Origin of the sequence: Psychrobacillus sp. BM2, from assembly GCF_048572895.1 — a bacterium.
In the GTDB taxonomy this organism is placed as follows: Bacteria; Bacillota; Bacilli; order Bacillales_A; family Planococcaceae; genus Psychrobacillus.
This window is the reverse complement of the sequence record NZ_CP183878.1, coordinates 4,007,305-4,029,560: the sequence shown is the minus strand read 5'-3', so window position 1 is coordinate 4,029,560 and position 22,256 is coordinate 4,007,305. Positions and strand designations below refer to the sequence as shown.

Annotated in this window: 24 protein-coding genes; 22 read left to right on the top strand and 2 right to left on the bottom strand. The window is 36.4% G+C overall.

Features of this window, described 5'->3' with window-relative positions; genetic code table 11:
- Window positions 1-100: 100 nt before the first annotated feature.
- The 11 genes from rpmH to ACN6MX_RS19815 all read left to right on the top strand — a co-directional run bounded on the left by rpmH (window position 101) and on the right by ACN6MX_RS19815 (window position 10,010).
- A complete protein-coding gene (gene rpmH, locus ACN6MX_RS19865; RefSeq protein ID WP_090567297.1) occupies window positions 101-235 on the top strand; it encodes a 50S ribosomal protein L34 in 135 nt (44 codons plus the stop codon).
- A gap of 64 nt (window positions 236-299) precedes the next feature.
- Window positions 300-644: a ribonuclease P protein component gene (rnpA, locus tag ACN6MX_RS19860; protein ID WP_419960489.1), complete on the top strand. Its 345-nt coding sequence runs from the start codon at window positions 300-302 to the stop codon at window positions 642-644.
- Window positions 645-712: 68 nt separating this feature from the next.
- Complete coding sequence (yidC, locus tag ACN6MX_RS19855) at window positions 713-1,483, top strand: membrane protein insertase YidC (protein WP_419960488.1); 771 nt, start codon at window positions 713-715, stop codon at window positions 1,481-1,483.
- The gene (gene jag, locus ACN6MX_RS19850) at window positions 1,480-2,223 is read left to right on the top strand and encodes an RNA-binding cell elongation regulator Jag/EloR (protein WP_419960487.1); all 744 of its coding nucleotides are present in this window, start codon (window positions 1,480-1,482) and stop codon (window positions 2,221-2,223) included. Before yidC ends, jag begins: the two co-directional genes overlap by 4 nt.
- Window positions 2,224-2,514: 291 nt before the next feature.
- Entirely contained in the window at window positions 2,515-3,900 is a 1,386-nt protein-coding gene (mnmE, locus tag ACN6MX_RS19845; RefSeq protein WP_419960486.1) for a tRNA uridine-5-carboxymethylaminomethyl(34) synthesis GTPase MnmE, read from the top strand.
- Between the two features lie 22 nt (window positions 3,901-3,922).
- Window positions 3,923-5,812, top strand: coding sequence for a tRNA uridine-5-carboxymethylaminomethyl(34) synthesis enzyme MnmG (mnmG, locus tag ACN6MX_RS19840; protein WP_419960485.1), 1,890 nt, complete (start codon window positions 3,923-3,925; stop codon window positions 5,810-5,812).
- Window positions 5,813-5,835: 23 nt separating this feature from the next.
- Window positions 5,836-6,552, top strand: coding sequence for a 16S rRNA (guanine(527)-N(7))-methyltransferase RsmG (gene rsmG, locus ACN6MX_RS19835; protein ID WP_419960484.1), 717 nt, complete (start codon window positions 5,836-5,838; stop codon window positions 6,550-6,552).
- Between the two features lie 91 nt (window positions 6,553-6,643).
- Window positions 6,644-7,513: a nucleoid occlusion protein gene (noc, locus tag ACN6MX_RS19830; RefSeq protein ID WP_419960483.1), complete on the top strand. Its 870-nt coding sequence runs from the start codon at window positions 6,644-6,646 to the stop codon at window positions 7,511-7,513.
- A 136-nt stretch (window positions 7,514-7,649) separates the two neighbouring features.
- Window positions 7,650-8,411 (top strand): ParA family protein, encoded by a 762-nt coding sequence (locus ACN6MX_RS19825; protein ID WP_419960482.1) that lies wholly within the window; start codon window positions 7,650-7,652, stop codon window positions 8,409-8,411.
- Window positions 8,404-9,240 (top strand): ParB/RepB/Spo0J family partition protein, encoded by an 837-nt coding sequence (locus tag ACN6MX_RS19820; protein ID WP_419960481.1) that lies wholly within the window; start codon window positions 8,404-8,406, stop codon window positions 9,238-9,240. Before ACN6MX_RS19825 ends, ACN6MX_RS19820 begins: the two co-directional genes overlap by 8 nt.
- Before the next feature lie 65 nt (window positions 9,241-9,305).
- Window positions 9,306-10,010 carry a DUF554 domain-containing protein gene (locus ACN6MX_RS19815; RefSeq protein ID WP_419960480.1) on the top strand — a complete coding sequence of 235 codons (705 nt, stop codon included), beginning with the start codon at window positions 9,306-9,308 and terminating at the stop codon, window positions 10,008-10,010.
- On the opposite strand, the gene yyaC is transcribed toward ACN6MX_RS19815, so the two are convergent.
- On the bottom strand, window positions 9,966-10,568 hold the full coding sequence (yyaC, locus tag ACN6MX_RS19810) for a spore protease YyaC (protein WP_419960479.1): 603 nt from the start codon (window positions 10,566-10,568) through the stop codon (window positions 9,966-9,968). The two genes, ACN6MX_RS19815 and yyaC, sit on opposite strands and share 45 nt — an antisense overlap.
- A 62-nt stretch (window positions 10,569-10,630) precedes the next feature.
- Between yyaC and ACN6MX_RS19805 the strand changes: the two genes are divergently transcribed.
- The 3 genes from ACN6MX_RS19805 (at window position 10,631) to ychF (ending at window position 13,164) form a co-directional block, all read left to right on the top strand.
- A complete protein-coding gene (locus ACN6MX_RS19805; protein ID WP_419960478.1) occupies window positions 10,631-11,464 on the top strand; it encodes a mechanosensitive ion channel family protein in 834 nt (277 codons plus the stop codon).
- A gap of 42 nt (window positions 11,465-11,506) precedes the next feature.
- Complete coding sequence (locus tag ACN6MX_RS19800; RefSeq protein ID WP_340776698.1) at window positions 11,507-11,707, top strand: DUF951 domain-containing protein; 201 nt, start codon at window positions 11,507-11,509, stop codon at window positions 11,705-11,707.
- A gap of 356 nt (window positions 11,708-12,063) precedes the next feature.
- The gene (gene ychF, locus ACN6MX_RS19795) at window positions 12,064-13,164 is read left to right on the top strand and encodes a redox-regulated ATPase YchF (RefSeq protein ID WP_419960477.1); all 1,101 of its coding nucleotides are present in this window, start codon (window positions 12,064-12,066) and stop codon (window positions 13,162-13,164) included.
- Between the two features lie 575 nt (window positions 13,165-13,739).
- On the opposite strand, the gene ACN6MX_RS19790 is transcribed toward ychF, so the two are convergent.
- The gene (locus ACN6MX_RS19790; RefSeq protein WP_419960476.1) at window positions 13,740-14,300 is read right to left on the bottom strand and encodes a DUF3267 domain-containing protein; all 561 of its coding nucleotides are present in this window, start codon (window positions 14,298-14,300) and stop codon (window positions 13,740-13,742) included.
- A gap of 167 nt (window positions 14,301-14,467) precedes the next feature.
- Here ACN6MX_RS19790 and rpsF point away from each other — a divergent pair, with 167 nt between their 5' ends.
- From rpsF to ACN6MX_RS19750, 8 genes are all read left to right on the top strand, one after another.
- Entirely contained in the window at window positions 14,468-14,776 is a 309-nt protein-coding gene (gene rpsF / locus ACN6MX_RS19785; RefSeq protein WP_093062319.1) for a 30S ribosomal protein S6, read from the top strand.
- A 39-nt stretch (window positions 14,777-14,815) separates the two neighbouring features.
- A complete protein-coding gene (gene ssb, locus ACN6MX_RS19780) occupies window positions 14,816-15,319 on the top strand; it encodes a single-stranded DNA-binding protein (RefSeq protein ID WP_419960475.1) in 504 nt (167 codons plus the stop codon).
- Window positions 15,320-15,364: 45 nt separating this feature from the next.
- Entirely contained in the window at window positions 15,365-15,604 is a 240-nt protein-coding gene (gene rpsR, locus ACN6MX_RS19775; RefSeq protein ID WP_419962672.1) for a 30S ribosomal protein S18, read from the top strand.
- Between the two features lie 277 nt (window positions 15,605-15,881).
- Entirely contained in the window at window positions 15,882-16,823 is a 942-nt protein-coding gene (locus ACN6MX_RS19770; protein WP_419960474.1) for a YybS family protein, read from the top strand.
- A gap of 12 nt (window positions 16,824-16,835) precedes the next feature.
- Entirely contained in the window at window positions 16,836-18,812 is a 1,977-nt protein-coding gene (locus ACN6MX_RS19765) for a DHH family phosphoesterase (protein WP_419960473.1), read from the top strand.
- Window positions 18,809-19,258, top strand: coding sequence for a 50S ribosomal protein L9 (rplI, locus tag ACN6MX_RS19760; RefSeq protein ID WP_419960472.1), 450 nt, complete (start codon window positions 18,809-18,811; stop codon window positions 19,256-19,258). The genes ACN6MX_RS19765 and rplI overlap by 4 nt, the downstream gene beginning before the upstream one ends.
- 12 nt (window positions 19,259-19,270) lie before the next feature.
- Complete coding sequence (dnaB, locus tag ACN6MX_RS19755; protein WP_419960471.1) at window positions 19,271-20,626, top strand: replicative DNA helicase; 1,356 nt, start codon at window positions 19,271-19,273, stop codon at window positions 20,624-20,626.
- Window positions 20,627-20,830: 204 nt separating this feature from the next.
- The gene (locus ACN6MX_RS19750; RefSeq protein WP_419960470.1) at window positions 20,831-22,117 is read left to right on the top strand and encodes an adenylosuccinate synthase; all 1,287 of its coding nucleotides are present in this window, start codon (window positions 20,831-20,833) and stop codon (window positions 22,115-22,117) included.
- The last annotated feature ends 139 nt before the right edge of the window (window positions 22,118-22,256 follow it).

The window sequence follows — 22,256 nt, the reverse complement described above, 5'->3', positions numbered from 1 at the left end:
GATTTATTGAAAGTCATTGACAAAACCACTGTAACTTATATATAATATCGGAGACTGTCTTAAGAAGTTTGAAGATGTCCACTCAGGAGGTGTCATATAGATGAAACGTACATTCCAACCAAATACACGTAAACGTGCCAAAAATCACGGTTTCCGCGCACGTATGAGTACAAAAAACGGTCGCCGCGTAATAGCAGCCCGTCGTGCTAAAGGAAGAAAAGTATTATCAGCATAAGTCCACTGACCATTTCAGTGGTCTTTTTTTTCTTTTAAAACGATTAGTTGGAGCTGGTGAGAAGATGAACAAGAAACAACGTATTAAAAAGAATGCAGAGTTCCAGACAATTTTTAAAAAGGGTAAGTCCTTTGCGAATAGACAATTTGTTGTGTACTGCTTAAATAAAGAAGAAGATTTTTATCGGGTTGGATTATCTGTCAGTAAAAAAGTAGGAAATGCAGTAGTCCGTAATCGTATTAAACGATATATTAGACAAACCTTCCTTGAAATACATGATCAGGTCTTTCCAAACATGGACTATATTATTATCGCCAGAAATCCGGCGGCCAAGTTAGACTTTCATGAAACCAAAAAAAGTTTGGAACATGTTTTGAAAGTAGCCAAAGTCTTAAAGAAAAAAAGTTAGTAGTAAGTTTTTAAAGAAATGGTAAGATGAAATGAAGAGATATATAAGACTTATTAGGGGGAAGAAGGTTGAATAAACGTTTATCACTTGTACTATTATTAATAGTAGCTACTGCCTTACTAGCAGGATGTACGGAATTTAATGAGCCTATCTATGATAACTCAAAAGGATTCTGGAATGAATATATCGTATGGCCATTAGTATCATCGATTACGTTCTTTAAAGGAATATTAGGGACATATGGGTTGGGTATTATTGCGGTAACAATAATTATACGTTTAGTATTACTACCATTAATGATCAAACAAACAAAAAGCTCTAAAAATATGCAAGAAGTACAGCCGGAAATGGCTAAGTTAAAAGAGAAATACAGTTCAAAAGATGCGGTAACTCAACAAAAGTTTCAGCAAGAAATGATGGCTCTTTATAAAGAGAAAGGAATTAATCCTGTTGCAGGTTGTTTACCAGTATTTATTCAAATGCCGATACTAATTGGTTTCTATCACGCAATTAGTCGTATGAATAATACGCCAGAGATTAATCTAGGAGATTTTATAGGCTTTGCACTAGCAGAACCTAGTATTATCTTAGCGGTTCTAGCAGGACTTATGCAATTAATTGTTTTACGGACTGGTCCAGCGATGGATAATCCTCAAATGAAGCTGATGATGTATATTATGCCATTTATGATTATGGGATTTGGTATCGTACTTCCAGCTGCATTGACTTTATATTGGGTTATCGGAAATATTATTTCTATCCTTCAAAATTTATTCATTTACAAACCTTGGAACAAACCAAAAACAGCACCTGTTAAAACGGGAGGACCAAAAAAATGAATCAGATTACACAAACTGCACCTACAAAAGAAGAAGCTATAACAGTTGCACTTGAAAAGCTTGGCGTTTCTAGAGATGACGTGTCAATTAAGGTAGTGGAAGCAGGTAAAAAAGGTTTTCTTGGATTTGGAACGAAGCCTGCAGTTGTTGAAGTAACTGTTTTGAAAAAAGAACAAGATGTAAAAGCAGCACGAGAACAAGAAGTAGTTGAAGAAGTAGCCGAACTAGAAAAGACAGTCGTAAATGATTCGGTTATGGATGAAGAACCAACTATTAAACAAACGAATGAACAAGCAGTAGAAGAAACAAAAAGCTATATAAACGTGATTGCAAAAGAAATGAATATTGATGATTTGGTTATAAATGAGAAAAGAGAAGGTAAGTTTATTCATCTTCACTTAAATAGCGAGAAAGCAGCTATGTTAATAGGGAAGCGTGGGCAAACACTTAATGCTTTAGAAAACTTATCACAACTAGTTGCCAATAAATATTCTAATTCCTTTATTATTATTAAATTAGACGTCGGTAATTACCGAGAACGAAGACAAGAGTCACTGGAGCAACTGGCAGAAAGAATGGCAGACAAAGCTATTCGAACTGGTAGCAAGGTAGAATTTGAACCGATGTCATCATTTGAACGAAAAATAATCCATAATGCATTGTCTGTACGAGTAGATATTGAAACCTATTCAGTGGGAACTGATCCAAATCGTTATCTAGTCATTGAACCAATTAAATAACCTTTAAACGGATTTCAGCTAATGTAAAACACTGAAGTCCGTTTTTCTTTCTGTTTAACAAAAATCAATGCTTCATTAGCATGATTACAACAAGAGATCCTTAAAGGATGCTTGTACTTTACTTGTGCATAATCTTCATTTATCTAACTTTAGGTATTTTTGTTCACATATGTAAAAGTATCTATACTTCTGATTTTAGTTGTTTTATGGTATTGTTATATGTTAGATAGTCGTGTTCGTTTTAGTTATACACATGTGGATATGTATGGATTTGTAAGGAGGTGGACACCTGTGGAACTTGATACAATAACTGCTATTTCAACTCCAATGGGAGAAGGTGCCATTGCAATAGTGAGATTAAGTGGATCTAGTGCAATAGCTATAGCAAATAAAATATTTCGTTCACCAAACGGAAAAGATTTATTTGAGCAGAGTTCTCATACCATTCATTACGGGCATCTAGTTGACCCTAAAACGGATGAAGTTGTAGAGGAAGTCATGCTGTCCTTAATGAAAGGACCAAAAACATTTACAAGAGAAGACGTAATTGAGATAAACTGCCACGGTGGACTAGTTTCTGTTAATCGAGTACTACAGTTAGTATTAATTAACGGTGCCCGTCTTGCAGAACCAGGTGAGTTTACTAAACGCGCTTTTTTAAATGGAAGAATTGATTTGTCACAAGCTGAGGCCGTAATGGATTTAATAAGAGCAAAAACAGATAAAGCAATGAATGTTGCGTTAGGACAAATGGACGGTAGATTATCAAGGCTTATTGCAACATTGAGGCAAGCCCTTTTAGAGACTTTGGCACAAGTAGAAGTGAATATCGATTATCCAGAATATGATGATGTGGAAGAAATGACACTCCCACTGATGATTGAAAAATGTACTTGGGTCAGGGAAGAAATAGACAAATTACTTTTGACATCATCCCAAGGGAAAATACTAAGAGAAGGGCTATCTACTGCTATTATCGGTAGACCAAATGTAGGGAAGTCATCTCTTTTAAATAGTTTAATACAAGAAAATAAAGCAATTGTAACGGATATAGCAGGAACAACAAGAGATATTATAGAAGAGTACGTTAATGTACGCGGCGTTCCTTTAAAATTAGTTGATACTGCCGGTATTCGAGAAACTGAAGATATTGTGGAAAGAATCGGTGTAGAAAAATCTAGACAAGTACTTAAAGAGGCAGATCTTATATTGCTTGTATTAAATAGTGCTGAACAGTTAACGATGGAAGACAAAAGATTGTTTGAAGCGATTGAAGGAATGGATTATATCGTTATTATCAATAAAACTGATTTACCAACCGAAATAGATATAGATGAAGTAAGAAATCTATCAGGTCACAAACGTATTGTGACCACTTCTTTGCTACAAGAGGAAGGTGTGGATGAATTAGAAGAAGCAATTGCCTCATTATTCTTTGAGGGTTCAATTGAAGCTTCAGATATGACCTATGTTTCGAATGCTCGTCATATATCATTATTAACTTTGGCAAAATCTACTATCATGGATGCATTAGAAGCTGCACAGAGTAATGTGCCTGTAGATATGATACAAATAGACGTTACTAGAACGTGGGAGATATTGGGCGAAATAACAGGGGATACAGTTGAAGAAAGTTTGATTGATCAACTGTTCTCACAATTCTGTTTAGGAAAATAAAAAACGAAAGGAAGTTACGAACATGCCAAAGTTTGAAGCAGGCAAGTTCGATGTGATTGTTGTTGGAGCAGGACATGCAGGTGTAGAAGCAGCATTAGCAGCTGCCAAAATGGGTGCAAATACCTTAGTTCTAACAATTAATCTTGATATGATTGCATTTATGCCTTGTAATCCATCGATCGGAGGACCTGCAAAAGGAATTGTTGTGCGTGAAATAGATGCACTTGGCGGGGCCATGGGAAGAGTTATTGACAAAACACATATTCAAATGAGAATGCTGAACACAGGGAAAGGACCTGCTGTTCGAGCGTTACGTGCGCAAGCAGATAAAGTATTATACCAACATGAGATGAAACGTCTTTTAGAAGAGCAAGAAAACTTAACGATTCATCAAGCTGTAGTAGAAGAATTAATAGTAGAAGACGATAAAATTGTAGGACTTGAAACGCAGGTTGGAGCAGTTTATCGAGCAGAAACGGTCGTAATAACGACGGGTACTTTCTTACGTGGTGAAATTATTATTGGAGACTTGAAGTATTCAAGTGGACCTAATAATCAGCAGCCTTCTATAAAGTTAGCTGACAGTATTCGTGATTTAGGTTTCGAGCTAGTTCGCTTTAAAACTGGGACACCACCACGTGTAAACAGTAAAACAATAGATTATAGTAAAACAGAGATTCAACCAGGGGATGATGTTCCGAGAGCATTCAGTTTTGATACAACAGAATTCATCATGGATCAATTACCTTGCTGGTTAACCTATACAAGTGAAACGACACATCAAATTATTAATGATAATTTACATTTATCACCGATGTATTCTGGTATGATTAAAGGAACTGGACCAAGATATTGTCCTTCAATAGAAGACAAAGTAGTACGCTTTAATGACAAGCCACGTCATCAGATTTTCTTAGAGCCAGAGGGCAGAAATACACGTGAGGTTTATGTTCAAGGATTATCTACAAGCCTTCCTGAGCATGTTCAACGCCAGCTTCTTGCATCTGTTCCCGGACTTGAAAATGCAGAAATGATGCGTGCTGGATACGCAATTGAGTATGATGCAATGGTACCAACACAATTATGGCCAACATTAGAAACTAAAAAAGTAAAAAATTTATATACAGCAGGCCAAATCAATGGGACTTCGGGTTATGAAGAAGCAGCCGGTCAAGGCTTGATGGCAGGAATAAATGCAGGTTTACGAGCACTTAAGAAAGAAGAAAAAGTGTTAAGCAGATCTGATGCGTATATTGGTGTATTAATTGATGACTTAGTAACGAAAGGAACGAATGAACCATATCGTTTACTTACTTCTCGTGCAGAGTATCGTTTATTACTTCGTCACGATAATGCGGATTTAAGACTATTAGAAATTGGATATGAAATTGGCTTAGTTCCAGAAACACGTTATAATAAATTCTTAGAGAAAAAGAAAAGAATAGAAGATGAGTTAGTTCGTTTACGCTCGACAATGATAAAACCAAATGAAATAACCCAAGCTTTAATACGAAGTGTGGATGGTAGCGAATTGAAAGATGGGATTCGTGCAGCCGATTTGTTAAAACGAACTGAAATGAACTATGATTTAGTAGCTCAATTATCACCTTCTGAGGTAGAATTAGCTTTAGAAGAAAAAGAACAAGTAGAAATACAAGTTAAATATGAAGGGTATATTGAAAAATCTCTTCAGCAAGTAGAAAAACTTAAAAAAATGGAAGACAAAAAAATTCCTGAGAATATTGATTATAATGCAATTAATGGTATTGCTACTGAAGCAAAACAAAAGCTGATGCAAGTACGCCCATTGTCGATTGCTCAAGCATCTCGTATTTCAGGGGTAAATCCAGCGGATATTTCTATTCTTCTTATATATATTGAACAAGGGAAAATAGCCAAAGTCACTGGATAGTCTAAAATGATAAGGAGAACTACATGAACGAAGAACAATTTATACAAGCCCTTCATGAAAAAGGAATAGATTTGAGTAGTACACAAGTAAAACAATTTCAAACTTATTTTAGGCTGCTAGTGGAATGGAATGAAAAGATGAATCTAACAGCAATAACTGATGAAGCATCTGTTTATTTAAAGCATTTCTTTGATTCCATTAGTGCTTCTTTTTATGAAGATTTCACAGGGAAATACTCTATTTGTGACGTAGGAGCAGGAGCAGGCTTTCCTAGTATTCCTCTGAAAATTTGCTTTCCTAATTTAAGTGTTACAATTGTAGATTCCTTGAATAAACGAATTCAATTTTTAACTCACCTTAGTCAAGAGCTTGGATTAACAAATGTTCAGTTTGTTCATTCCCGCGCAGAAGACTTTGGACAAAACAAAGAATATAGAGAAAATTATGATATTGTAACTGCGAGAGCTGTTGCAAGACTTTCCGTGCTATCTGAACTTTGTCTTCCTTTAGTTAAAGTTGGAGGGAAATTTATAGCCATGAAAGCAGCTAGCGCTTCTGAAGAACTCAAAGATGCTTCTAAAGCATTAATCGTTTTAGGTGCAGAAAAAACTGCAGATTATTCTTTTCTGTTACCAATAGAAAATAGTGAAAGAACGTTGTATGTCTTTTCTAAAACTAAAAGCACACCGAAAAGATACCCTCGAAAACCAGGTATTCCAAACAAAACACCAATTATTTAATGAGGAACGTTCCACGTGAAACATTTAATGTATAATTATTTTAACTGTGAATATTTTGTGTATAGAGTTTCGAAAAGGTGGTGCGAGTAAGATGAAAAGTCCATTTTCACGTTTTTTTGGAAGTTCTGAAAAACAAGGGCAGGAAGAAATGATCGAGCCAAGGCAAAATCATTTAGAAGAAGTATTAAATATTGCAATAGAGAAAATAGTACCTAACAGATATCAACCTAGGACTGTTTTTGATGATGATAAAATAGAAGAATTAGCAAGAACCATTCATACACACGGTGTGATTCAACCCATCATTATTCGGAAGATGGATGATGAAAAGTTCGAGATAATTGCTGGAGAGCGTCGTTTTAGAGCGATGACTAAGTTAAAGTGGTCCGAGGTTCCAGCAATAATTCGTAATCTAAGTGATAAAGAAACTGCTTCTATTGCATTAATAGAAAACTTACAACGTGAAGAGTTAACTGCTATTGAAGAAGCAGTAGCTTATCAAAAATTATTGAAATTGCACGATTTAACACAAGAAGCATTGGCTCAACGTCTAGGTAAGGGGCAGTCTACAGTTGCAAATAAACTGAGATTACTAAAGTTACCTCAGGAAGTTCAAGAAGCTATTATGAAAAAAGATCTTTCGGAAAGACATGCTCGCGCATTAATGGCTATTAAAGAAAAAGAGACACAACTGGAACTGATGAACATGTCAATTGAAAAACAATGGAATGTTAAGCAGTTGGAAGAAAAGGTTAATGAAATTATAAACCCACCGGTAAAAAATGATAAAAAGGATAAATCGAAGAGAAAAGTAGTAAGTAAGGATGTTCGTATTGCATTAAATACGATTAAGCAATCTCTATCGATGGTTACTAAAAGCGGTATTAATATTAAAACTGAAGAAGAAGATACAGAAGAATTTTATCAAATTACTGTCAAAATACCTAAAAAGAAATCATAATATACTATCCTATTTAAACTCTTGCAAACTATTTGCGAGAGTTTTTCTTTTATGACAAGAATTACACCCATTTTTCATTCGAAATTTGATAGAATATAGTAGTGGTCATTAATATAGTTAGAGAGTAGGTGCAAGTGTGGGAAGAATTATTGCAATCGCCAATCAAAAAGGTGGGGTAGGAAAGACAACTACATCCGTAAACTTAAGTGCCTGCCTTGCATACTTGGGGAAAAAAGTATTATTAGTTGACATAGATCCACAAGGAAATGCTTCAAGTGGAGTAGGGGTCAATAAAGGTGAGGTTCAGCAATGTATTTACGATGTACTTATTGATGATGTTAGTGTTAAAGAAACAATTCAAGAAACAAAAGTTGAAAATTTACATATAGTTCCTGCTACTATTTCTTTGGCTGGTGCAGAGATAGAATTAGTATCGACCATTTCTAGAGAAGTTCGCTTAAAAAGAGCATTGCAGGAAGTGCAAAGTCTTTATGATTATATTGTTATAGATTGTCCACCATCTTTGGGATTATTGACGATCAATTCATTAACTGCGTCTGATGCAATCATTATTCCAGTACAATGTGAGTTTTACGCTCTAGAAGGATTAAGTCAATTGTTAAGTACAATACGTTTAGTTCAAAAACATTTAAATAAAAACCTTGCTATTGATGGCGTGTTACTAACAATGTTTGATGCACGTACTAATTTAGGTATTCAGGTAATTGAAGAAGTAAAAAAGTATTTTCAAGATAAAGTGTACAAAACGATTATACCTAGAAACGTCCGACTAAGTGAGGCACCAAGTCACGGAGAACCAATTATCATTTATGATCCGAAGTCTAGAGGGGCAGAAGTATATTTAGAACTAGCGAAGGAAGTGATTCGTAATGGCTAAAGGATTAGGAAAGGGTATTAATGCGCTTTTCCCAGGAGAAGATTTAGATCAATTAGAACAGGTTGAACAAATTCTCATAATCGATATTAAACCAAATCCCTTTCAACCACGTAAAATATTTGACGAAGAAGCTATGAAGGAACTTTCCGAATCTATTAAAGAACATGGTGTTCTACAACCAATTATATTAAGAAAAAAAGGTTCAAAGTTTGAAATCGTAGTAGGAGAAAGAAGATTCAGAGCATCTCAGTTAGCAAATTTAGAAATAATTCCCGCTGTTATAAGAGAACTTAATGATCAACAGATGATGGAGCTAGCAATTCTTGAAAATCTTCAAAGAGAAGATTTAACAGCAATTGAAGAGGCGGATGCATATCAAAAATTAATAGAAAACTTAAACCTAACGCAAGAACAACTTGCTTTTAGATTAGGAAAAAGTAGACCGCATATAGCAAATCATATTCGTTTACTATCATTACCTCAAGTTGCTAGAGATGCAATCTCCGAGGGCATATTATCTATGGGACATGGGAAAGCACTGCTTGGGTTAAAGAAGAAAAAGTCTATACCGTTAATCATGCAAAAAACAATTAAAGAAAATCTAAATGTTAGACAACTAGAGGCCCTAGTTCAGCGTTTAAATGAAAATGTTCCACGTGAAACAAAGAAAGTTGAGAAAGATATCTTTACTAAAGAAAAAGAATCAGAGTTAAGAGACATATTTGGAACTCCAGTTTCTATTGTGAAAAATAAGGATAGAGGCAAAATCGAAATTGAGTTTTATTCAGACGATGATTTGGAAAGAATATTGCAATTGTTAGAAGATTAAGAACCTATTCCTTAGGCAGTGCCTAGGAATAGGTTATATTTTTATTAGTGGGATGAGGTATGGTAATGGTTTTATTAGGAACATTAGTAAATGCTATTTTAATAGTATTAGGAGCTTTAATCGGTAGATTATTAAAAGGAATCCCTGAAAATATGAAGCAAACTGTTATGAATGCAATAGGAATAGTAGTTGCTTTACTAGGTATCCAAATGGGGTTAGAAAGTGATAATTTTGTATTGCTCATTATTTGCATTGTTTTTGGAGGTGTAATAGGTGAATGGATTGATTTGGATAAATGGTTGAATCGTTTCGCTCAGTATTTGGAAGTTAAAATGGGATCTAAAAAGAACGGCGGGGGTATAGCGCAGGGATTTGTTGCTGGTACACTAATATTTGTTATAGGAGCAATGGGGGTACTTGGGGCCCTTAACGGAGGTTTACAAAACGACCATGAACTTTTGATAAGTAAAGGGATAATTGATGGATTTACCTCTATTGTTTTGTCGGCAACTCTAGGGATAGGTGTTCTTTTCTCGGCAATTCCCGTAGCTATTTATCAAGGAGTAATTGCTATATTTGCTACCCAAATTACAAAAATAATACCAGAGGCTGCACTTGAATTGTTTCTTCAAGAAATGACAGCTACTGGCGGTATTATGATTATTGCTATTGGACTTAATCTTTTGGGTATAACAAAGGTAAGAGTGGCGAATCTTCTGCCAAGCTTAGTTATTGTCGGTATTGCTGTTGCTATTATTTATAACTTTTAAATTATAACGATGCCAAGCTAAAAGTAGTGAACGAGAGATCACTCTTCCCATTTCGTAAGTTAGATGAAGCCGAGTGCTTTGTAAAACATTATATTCCATGAAACCTCCGATATTTACGATCGCTTTAATAGAGACTTCTCCAATTGGCGGTAATTCTTTTTTTACTGCTTTACCTGGATATAAGGGGCCAGGGTGAACGATAATTTGTCCAATATTATTTGCGTTTCCTAAGCAAGCGTCTATAGCAATTATATAAGGGTCCTTTGGAGAGCTCCGGATGGTCTCCGTAATCTCTTCAATGTTTAGTGCATGTAAAGGGTTATCCAACGTACCGACAATTTCAAATGGAAATGACTTAAGCTGCGATAAGAAAGAACCAGTCATCGGTCCGAGTGCATCTCCAGTAGAGCGATCGGTACCAATACAACAAAAAACTAGATTTGGGTGGCCAAATGGTATTTGTTCTATAAAGTAGTTGCTTAATCGCCAAATTGCACCTGTTTCTTTATAATAAATTGTAGAAGGTTCGGTAATAGTATTAGTAGCATAAGAGTTCATATAATTACTCACTTTCTTTTTAGCATAGTATATGCATCTAGGAAATTATTTATTCAAGTGAGGTGGAAACAATTAGTATAGAAGCAACGATTCAAGGTTTGAAGAATTATTTACTTAATGAAAAAAATTGGGTGCAATTCGGGCAAAATGTTTTTAAGGTCATACTTATTTTGTTAGTAACTGCTATTGCGATAAGAGTTGGTAAAAGTATTATACAAAAAGCTTTTGCAGTCAGACAGAGAAGTCCTTTAGGGCATTCTGAACGTAGACAAAACACATTACTGAAGCTTCTTCAAAATGTGTTAACTTATGTTATTTATTTCAGTGCTATTATAGCTATTTTGACTACTTTTGGTATAAAAGTTGCTGGACTGCTTGCTGGTGCAGGGATTGTTGGTCTAGCAGTTGGTTTTGGTGCTCAAAGTTTAGTGAAAGATGTTATTACTGGATTTTTCATAGTATTTGAAGATCAATTTGCAGTGGGGGATCAAGTGCAAATAGGGACAGCCAACGGAATTGTACAGGAAATAGGTTTACGTACAACAAAAGTGAAAAGTTATACAGGGGAACTTCACATAATTCCTAATGGTAGCATTTTAGTTGTTGTAAACTATTCCATTTATAACTCCTTGGCATTAATAGATATTAGTGTCGCACCTGAAAATGATATTCCATCAATGGAAAAAAACATTGAAGAGTTTCTCAAGGAGTTACCAAACAAATATGAAGAGCTTGTTAAAACGCCTAGTTATCTTGGGGTACAAAGTTTTGATGCATCCGAAATAGTAGTACGGTTTACCGCAGAGACTATCCCAACGAAACAAAATAGCGTTGCTAGAAAAATTAGAAGAGATTTAATAGAATTCCTTGAACGAAAAGGTATTAAAATTTCATAACTCCAATGATTGTTTACTAAAGAAAAATAAGTAGGTGATAGAATGGAAAAGAAACAATTTCAACTAAATGACATAGTAGAAATGAAGAAACAACATCCATGTGGAACGAATGCTTGGAAAATTATTCGTATGGGGGCTGATATTCGTATAAAATGTGAGGGATGTCAACACAGTGTGATGATACCAAGAAAAGAATTTGAAAAGAAGATGAAAAAGCTTATTGTCCAAGCTGATGCTGAGTAATGATAGACTTTTATCGTTAAAATCAATATAATGAACAAGTTGTATAAAAAGTAAAACTTCAATCAGTGAGGTTTTCCGCCATTGATTGAAAATGGAACTCAGGCAACTAGCGCCGCATCATGCTGCAAAGCCTGAGTGATCAACTTTCTGGTGGCCCGAGGGTCACAGGATGTGAGTCACATAGACGAAGCCACACGACGTGGCGTTTTTCGTCAATGTTCTACAGCGGGCATCTACGGGCAGTTACTTCCTACTTATGCTTTATTTTCTCGAGCCTAGTTTTGAAGTGGGAGTCATACTGCCCGTAAATGCCGGATAAAGTTTATGATTTAAAATAATGAAGGGCTGTGACATATATGGCGTTAACTGCAGGAATCGTAGGATTACCAAACGTAGGGAAATCTACATTGTTTAATGCAATAACAAAAGCTGGAGCACTTGCAGCAAACTATCCATTTGCTACTATCGATCCGAACGTAGGGGTTGTTGAAGTACCTGATGCACGTTTAGATAAATTAACAGAATTAGTAGTGCCAAAGAAAACCGTTGCTACTGCATTTGAATTTACAGATATTGCAGGAATTGTTGAAGGTGCGAGCAAAGGAGAAGGGCTTGGGAACAAGTTCTTAGCTCATATCCGTGAAGTGGATGCAATCTGTCAGGTCGTTCGGTGCTTCGAAGATGAAAATATCACGCATGTCTCTGGAAAAGTGGATCCAATCTCTGATATTGAAGTGATTAACCTAGAGTTAATATTAGCAGATTTAGAAAGCGTAGATAAACGCCTAGCCCGTGTAACTAAAATGGTAAAACAAAGAGATAAAGAGGCTTTGGCGGAAGAACCAGTTCTTACTCGCTTAAAAGAAGCTTTCGAAGCAGGGAAACCTGGTCGTTCAGTTGAGTTTACGGAAGAAGAGCAACGCGTAGTAAAAGGCTTTCATTTGCTAACGACAAAACCAATGCTTTATGTTGCAAACGTTTCAGAAGATGATATCATGGCTGATGGCGAAAATGAATATGTACAAAAGGTACGTGCATTTGCTGCTGAAGAAGGGGCAGAGGTAATACTTATCTGTGCAAAAATTGAAGAAGAGATGGCGGCCTTAGAAGATGAAGAGAAAGCAATGTTCCTAGAAGAACTAGGAATTAAAGAATCTGGGTTAGACCAGTTAATCAAAGCTTCCTATTCATTAATAGGACTAGCTACTTACTTTACAGCTGGTGTGCAGGAAGTACGTGCATGGACATTCCTTAAAGGCATGAAAGCACCTCAATGTGCAGGAGTTATTCACTCTGACTTTGAAAAAGGATTTATCCGTGCGGAAACAGTAGCTTATGATGATTTAGTGGAAACTGGATCAATGGCTGCCGCAAAAGAAGCTGGTAAGGTTCGTTTAGAAGGAAAAGAATATATCGTACAAGACGGAGACGTAATGTTGTTCCGCTTCAACGTATAATAAGAAGAAAAAGGATTAGTGAGAAATCACTGATCCTTTTTTAAAAGATAAGTATAAGATTTATCATGCTGCGAATCCAGTGTCCATAGTACTTTAAAAAATTAAACGATACAACTGATTTCCGTTACAACGCACTTTCATGTTTCGAAGCTAGCGCAGCGATGCAGAAACAGGTGGACGCTTTCCACGGGGGTGAGCGATGAGCCATTACCGTCGCTCACCCGTCGTTGTGATAGCTCATCTGTCTCACTCATCCACTGGAGCGCCACCTTTCACTACAATCAACGAAGCGAGTATTACCCAACAAGAAGATTTAGCATAGATTATCGCTAAGCCGATTGGAGCGCAGGTGGCGACCTCTGCGGGAACAGCGAATGTTTTTCTGCACCGAAAGCGAAGCGACAGGTGAATGAGCTGAAGCCCCGCAGGAACGTAGTGACGAAGAGACTGAAGCTATGCCCGCGAAAAGCGTCCGCCGTAGCCGAAATCAAAGGTATTCCTGATGGTTACTCTTCTTAAAAGGATCTGCCATCTACTTACCCGGTTTTTCTTATTGATAAAGAAATACTCCTATCCTATAAGTCTTTATGAATTTTTTTCAATACATATAACCTAGGTTTAACTGGATCATCTTTTATCAATAAATCATTTGGATACTTTCTGAGCTCTTTATACATAGCAAAGTCTCCAGCTGCTCCACCAATTAGCCAAGCACCCAATAAAACAAGCAAGAGAGAACCCATCCAAAAACCCATAATCATTGGTAAAACTCCAGTAACCCAAAAAGGAAGTAATAATGCCTTTTTCATAGCACCGTTTTGTAATGGAATAGTAGTGGTAGCATAGGCAACCCCCATTTGAAGATTAACCCCATAATCCATACTACTCCATGGCGCTTTACCAAATACCCAAAAACCAACAAGATGAAAACATTCATGCAAGACGATTAATATTACATACCCGATGAAGAACCAGAAAAAGTTCCAAAATGAGAATGTTAGTTCTGTAACATTTGATAACCAAGGGAACAAAAGTATTCCTATTATCGATAGACCCACAGTCAATCCAATACTTTCCCATGCGACCTTTTTTAAATCAATATTAATAACAACTAAAGTTTCTTCACTGTTTTCCATATAATCCTCCTACTTTAAAATAAATATACATGAATGAGTAAAATAATGACAATCCTCCTTGATTGGTTTGACAAACTATGTTACAATTCATTGATGTGAGTAATAGAATTACTTGCTCCTTGTCGGCTTTTCATAGTCGGCCAAAGACCATAGGGAGGTGTAAATAGATGAGAAAGTACGAATTAATGTACATTATTCAACCAGCAATTGAGGAAGATGCGAAGAAAGCTTTAGTAGAGCGTTTCCAAGAAATCTTAACTTCAAATGGTGCAGAAATCATCGAAGCAAAAGAGTGGGGTAAACGCCGTTTAGCTTACGAAATCAATGACTTACGTGAAGGGTTCTACCAAATCCTTAAAGTAACTGCTGATTCAAAAGCAATCGATGAGTACACACGTTTAGCTAACATCAATGAAGACATTATCCGTCACATTGCTGTTCGTATCGACGATATTAAAGTTAAAGCAAAAAAATAAAACTGACTAAAAAAGCTGATCGAGGGAGGTTGTTTACTGATGATTAACCGTGTCGTATTAGTTGGAAGACTAACAAAAGATCCGGAACTTCGCTATACACCAAGTGGTGTTGCAATGGCTAGATTTACAATAGCTGTAAATCGTACATTCTCCAACCAACAAGGTGAAAGAGAAGCTGATTTTATCAACTGTGTCGTTTGGAGAAAGCAAGCTGAAAACACAGCGAACTACCTGAAAAAAGGAAGTTTAGCTGGTGTTGAAGGACGCATTCAAACGGGTAGTTATGAAGGACAAGATGGAAAACGTGTTTATACGACAGACGTTGTCGCAGACAGCGTTCAGTTCTTAGAACCACGTAATAGCTCTGGAGAGCGCAGCCAAGGTGGACAATCATCTGGTGGCAATGGACAGCAGCAATTTTCAACACCTTCATATCAGCAAAACCAACCAATGAATCAGCAAAATTATACACGTGTAGATGAGGATCCTTTTTCTAATAGTAGCGGACCAATCGAAGTATCGGATGACGACTTACCATTCTAAAAAGCATCACCTAGCATGTTTACTTTAATCGAAAAGGAGGCAATCATTATGGCAATGCGTCGCGGAGGCAAAAGACGTCGTAAAGTTTGTTACTTCACTTCAAACAATATCGTACACATCGATTATAAAGATGTAGATTTGTTGAAAAAATTCGTGTCAGAACGTGGAAAAATTCTTCCACGTCGTGTGACAGGAACTAGTGCGAAGTACCAACGTAAGTTAACACGAGCTATTAAAGTATCTCGTATCATGGCTTTACTTCCATTCTCTACTGAAGAGAGATAAGTATAAATTAGAAAGACCGGGAAACCGGTCTTTTTTTCTTTTTAAAAATAAATGAAAGTATATGCTTCTTACTCAGTCACTGTCCAGTTCAAGCACCTAGCCCCACAAGTCGTTTCAGATGACGGATAAAGGCAAAGGAAGCCTTTATCGCCATTCTTCCAACGCTTTTCGGGGCTAACATAGGCGCTTGCGCTTTTCTATACAGTATGTGGAATTTTAGTTGTTGTAAGTAATCTGTTACAATGGATAGATGATTACATTAAAGGAAGGTTCCTAAATGCAAAAAAATCAAACAAATTATTTAACGTATGGTTCTATGATGATTGCACTTTTCGCTATTTTGTTGGCAATGTCTGTTTATGTTCCAGTATTAGGTTTTTTCACGTCATTTATAGTGCCATTACCTCTTGCATGGTATAGTGCAAGGTTTGAAAGAAAACAAGCTGTATTTGTTACGGTTATCGCAGTTATACTTTCTTTTATTATTGGTGGAGTTTTTGGATTTATCTTTGGATTGCTAGTTGGTCCTTTAGGTTATATCATAGGAGATTCAATTAGGACTAAAAAGTCTAAGTTGTATATGCTTATGGCAACTGGGCTATTTTTACTGCTAATGACTGCAGTACAATACATATTATCCATTTTATTTTTTAATATGAATGTTTTGGCGCAATTTATCACGACCATTGAAGTATACTACGAACAACTAGGAAATATTATGTCTTCCGTTGGACAATTGCCTGAGGGTTATGAGGGGTTAGTTAAACAAAGTATAATGCTTATAGAGTCTATTATGCCAAGCTATTTCATTGGTGCTGTATTTATAAGTGCTTGGTTATATTTAATCATTAATTTATCTCTTTTAAAGAAATTGAAATTAGACGTACCCAAGTTTCCTAAATTCAAGGAATTTAGACTCCCTAAAACAGTGTTATGGTATTATTTAATCGTATCTATATTCTCATTGTTTGTTTCATTTGAAGTAGGGACATTTGGGTATTTAGTATTTATAAATGCTGCGTTAATATTACGAGCACTCTTGTTTTTACAAGGTATTTCCTTCATACACTATTGCTTTTTTGTAAAAGGATGGCCCAAATGGTCAATGGTTCTTGCAACATTTTTTGCAGTCCCGCTATACATGTTTACTATTATAGTAGGGGTATTAGATTTAGGATTTAATATAAGAGGATTTATAAAAGACAGATACAAAAAATAAGGAGCTGATCTAGTGGCATCTTTTTTTAGGAAACGGCCAATTCGATATCCACTCATACTGTTCTTACTACTTAGTGGGGTTGCAACTTATTTATTACTGTCTACCAATATATTGATTGGATTATTATTCGCTCTAATGGTAATTGGAGTATTTATCTATGCGTGGATTATTGAACAACGTGTATATGAAGAGACAGAAAAACATATCGAAACTCTTTCCTACCGGATGAAAAAGGTAGGGGAAGAAGCATTATTAGAAATGCCAATTGGGATACTACTCATAAATGATGAGTACATCATTGAATGGGCAAATCCTTATATGACGCAACAGCTTCCATTCGATACGATTATTGGTGAGGAGCTTCTTTCTATATCAAAGGATTTTCAACAGCTTAAGAAACAAGAAGAATCTAAAGAAATGGTCATTTCATTAGATGAAAAAAATTATAAAGTATTTTATAAAGTGGAAGAAAAACTTCTATACTTCTTTGATATAACCGAACAGGTAGAGATGGAATCGTTATACTATGGAGATCGGACCGTTATTGGTGTGCTGTTTATAGACAATTACGATGAAATATCACAGGGTATGGACGATCAAACACGAGGAAGGCTCAATAGTATCGTTACTTCTTGTGTAAACGATTGGGGAGCAAAATACGGCATTTATGTAAAAAGGATTTCTTCAGATCGTTTTTTAGCCGTTTTTAATGAATCCATTTTAGTAGAATTAGAAAAAAGTAAATTCTCCATATTAGATGATATAAGAGAAACTACTGCAAAATTCGGGTTTTCCCTCACTTTAAGCGTAGGCGTTGGTGCAGGTTCTACTTCCCTAGTTGAGCTTGGAGAACTAGCCCAGTCGAGCTTAGATTTAGTATTAGGACGTGGTGGGGATCAAGTAGCCATCAAGCATTCAAGTGGTAAAGTGAAGTTCTATGGTGGGAAAACGAACCCAGTAGAAAAACGGACGCGTGTAAGAGCAAGAGTGATCTCCCATGCTCTAAGAGATTTAATCCAGGATAGTGATCAAGTATTTGTTATGGGGCATAGGATGCCGGATATGGATGCAATCGGATCAGCTGTTGGGGTAAGAAAAATGGCAGGGATGAACAAAGTAGAGGGCTATGTTGTATTGGACACTAATGAACTAGACAATAGCGTAATTCGATTGATGGATGAAATAAAGGAACAGCCAGAGCTATATAATCGTTTTATAAGTCCTGAAGAAGCGATAAGTAAAATTACAGATAAAACATTATTAGTTGTTGTAGATACACACAAACCGAGCTTAGTTATTGATGAAAAACTTCTTCAAAAAGCAGAGAAAATAGTCGTGATTGATCATCATCGACGCGGGGAAGAGTTCATTTCAAATACGATGCTTGTTTATATGGAACCATACGCATCCTCTACTTCAGAGTTGGTAACAGAACTAATTGAATATCAACCGAAGAACGAGAAGTTATCTATGCTAGAAGCAACATCTATGCTAGCAGGTATTATTGTAGATACGAAAAGCTTTACGCTTCGTACAGGGGCAAGAACGTTTGAAGCAGCGTCCTATTTACGTACCCATGGAGCAGATACAATTCTTGTCCAACGTATGTTGAAGGAAGATATTGATACCTATATAGAACGCTCTAAAATCGTTCAAAATGTAGAGTTTTTCAGAGAAGGAATTGCTATTGCCCATGGTATGGAGAACATCTCCTATAGCCAGGTATTGCTCGCTCAAACAGCAGATATTTTATTGACGATGAATAATGTGGCAGCTTCTTTTGTTATAGGACGAAAAAGTGAATCTACTTTGGGAATCAGTGCTCGATCATTAGGTGATATCAATGTTCAAGTTATTATGGAAAAACTAAATGGTGGTGGTCATTTAACGAATGCTGCCTGCCAATTGGAAGACATCTCGATAGACGAAGCAATATCACTACTAAAAAATGCAATTATAGATACAATCGAAGGAGGAAATCAAGAATGAAAGTAGTATTCTTAAAAGACGTAAAAGGTAAAGGGAAAAAAGGCGAGGTCAAAAATGTTGCGGATGGTTATGCTCATAACTTTTTACTTAAAAATAAATTAGCAACAGAAGTAAATGCCGCTGCATTAAGTGCTCTTGAAGGACAAAAGAAAAAATCCGAAAAAGAAGCAGCCCAAGAGCTAGCAGAAGCACAAAAGTTAAAAGAAACATTAGAGCAATTAACAGTGGAGTTAAAAGCAAAGTCTGGAAATGACGGTCGACTTTTCGGTTCCATTACAACGAAACAAATTGCCTCTCAATTAGAAAAATCACATGGTATTAAATTAGATAAACGCAAAATGGAATTAGATGACGCAATTAGAGCTTTAGGATATACAAATGTACCTGTGAAACTTCATCATGAAGTCGTGGCGACATTAAAAGTACTCGTAGCAGAAGAATCGTAAGGAGAGAGGTCAATGAGCGATCCAATGATGGACCGTGTACCGCCGCATAACCAAGAAGCCGAACAATCTGTCATTGGGGCCATATTTTTAGAACCACAGGCATTAATTACCGCTGGAGAAATCTTGCTAGCTGAAGACTTTTATCGTGTAGCACATCAAAAGATATTCCAGACGATGCTTCATCTAAGTGATAAAGGTAAGGCAATCGATGTTGTAACCGTAACGGAAGAACTTTCTGCGAAGAAAGAGTTAGAAGATGTAGGTGGAATTTCGTATATTAGTGAAATTGCTAATGCGGTTCCAACCGCGGCTAATATAGCTTACTATGCCAAAATTGTAGAAGAAAAATCTATTTTACGTCGTTTAATACGTGTAGCTACTACCATAGTAGAAGATGGTTTTACTAGGGAAGATGAAGTAGAAGCATTATTAGCAGAAGCCGAACGAAAAATGATGGAAGTAGCAAGCAGAAAAAATGCTGGTGATTTCGAGCATATTAAAGACGTTTTGGTGGGAACATACGATAATATAGAAAAACTTCATACACGAAAAGGCGATGTTACAGGTATACCGACAGGGTTTAGAGATTTAGATAGAATTACAGCTGGTTTCCAAAGAAATGATTTGATAATTGTAGCCGCCCGCCCATCTGTAGGGAAAACGGCATTTGCTCTAAATGTTGCGCAAAATGTAGCGACTAAAACAGATGAAAATGTAGCAATCTTTAGTTTAGAGATGGGTGCCGAACAGCTAGTTATGCGTATGCTTTGTGCGGAGGGGAATATTGACGCTCAGGTACTTCGTACAGGGGCACTGACAACCGAAGATTGGCGCAAGCTTACAATGGCCATGGGAAGTCTTTCGAATGCAGGTATTTATATTGATGATACTCCTGGTATTCGGGTAAATGAAATCCGTGCTAAATGTCGTCGATTGAAACAAGAGCATGGTCTTGGAATGATTATGATTGATTATTTACAGCTAATCCAAGGTAGCGGAGGAAGCCAAGCTAACCGTCAACAAGAGGTTTCGGAAATTTCTCGGTCATTAAAAGGTTTAGCTCGTGAATTGCAAGTTCCTGTAATAGCCCTGTCACAGTTATCTCGAGGAGTTGAGCAGCGTCAAGATAAGCGACCGATGATGTCTGATTTACGTGAATCTGGATCTATTGAGCAGGATGCGGATATCGTATCCTTCCTGTACCGTGAAGATTACTACGACAAAGAAACAGAAAATCAGAACATGATTGAAATTATTATTGCTAAACAACGTAATGGTCCAACTGGAACTGTTACACTTGCGTTCGTGAAAGAGTTTAACAAATTCGTTAACATCGATTGGAGTCAACACCAAGCACCACCAGCGTAAGTGTTGCGTCTATGTATTTTTTTTGACAATCGTTTTATTAGTTAATAAAAGATTTTATGTCAAAGGAAACACGAACGATAAATGTAATATATACATTTTGCGTTCGTGTTTTTACATTAAATCGGTTGACTAAGTGTATTTAGATTGGTACAATAACACTGTTTGAATCAGGACATATGAAATGTCTGACGGAGGTGCTGGCAAATGCCATCAGTAGTAGTAGTTGGAACACAATGGGGAGACGAAGGTAAAGGAAAAATCACAGACTTTCTATCCGAAAACTCAGAAGTAATTGCACGTTACCAAGGCGGTAATAATGCAGGTCATACAATTATTTTCGGAGGAGAAACATACAAGCTTCACTTAATTCCTTCTGGGATTTTCTATAAAGATAAAATTTCTGTTATAGGAAACGGAATGGTAGTGGATCCAAGAGCGCTTGTGAAAGAGCTAAAAGGATTGCATGACCGCGGGGTAACAACCGAAAATTTACGTATTTCTAATCGTGCACATGTTATTCTTCCTTACCACTTAAAACAAGACGAAGTAGAAGAAGCTCGCAGAGGAGCAAATAAAATAGGTACGACAGGTAAAGGGATTGGACCAGCTTATATGGACAAAGCCGCACGTGTTGGGATTCGTATTGCTGATCTTCTGGACTATGAAGTATTTAAGGAAAAATTAGAACTGAACTTACAAGAAAAGAATAGAATGTTTGAGAAGTTTTACGAAACAGAAGGATTTACTTCAGAAGAAATTCTAGAAGAATTCTATGGCTACGGGCAAGAGATTGCGAAATATGTTACGGATACTTCAAAAGTATTAAATGATGCATTAGATGATGGCCGTCGTGTATTATTTGAAGGAGCACAAGGAGTTATGTTGGATATCGATCAAGGTACTTATCCATTTGTAACTTCTTCAAATCCAGTAGCCGGTGGGGTAACAATTGGTGCTGGAGTTGGACCAACAAAGATTAACCATGTAGTAGGAGTTTGTAAGGCATATACATCACGTGTAGGTGATGGTCCTTTCCCAACCGAGCTATTTGATGAAATAGGAAATCAAATCCGTGAAGTTGGGAAAGAATATGGGACAACTACAGGTAGACCGCGTCGTATTGGTTGGTTTGATACAGTAGTAATTAGACATGCTCGTCGTGTAAGTGGTTTAACTGATTTAACGGTTAACTCTATTGATGTATTGACTGGATTAGATACAGTTAAATTATGTACTGCTTATAAGTATAAAGGTGAATTAATTACGGAATATCCAGCTAACCTTCGTATTTTAGGTGAATGTGAACCAGTTTATGAGGAAATGCCTGGTTGGAGTGAAGATATTACTAAATGTAAATCTCTTGATGAACTCCCTGAGACGGCTCGTCACTACTTAGAGCGTATTTCTCAACTTACAGGTGTACAAATTTCCATTTTCTCAGTTGGACCAGATCGTACCCAAACAAATATCATCACAAGTGTTTGGAAATAATAAATGAAAAAACCGTCAAAAAGCATATGCTTTTTGACGGTTTTTTGTCTGTTAATGTAAAAGTTTCGTTATGTGAATCTTCTATTATGACAAATATAACAAAGATTTATATTGCTTTATGTATAAAATATGAATAATT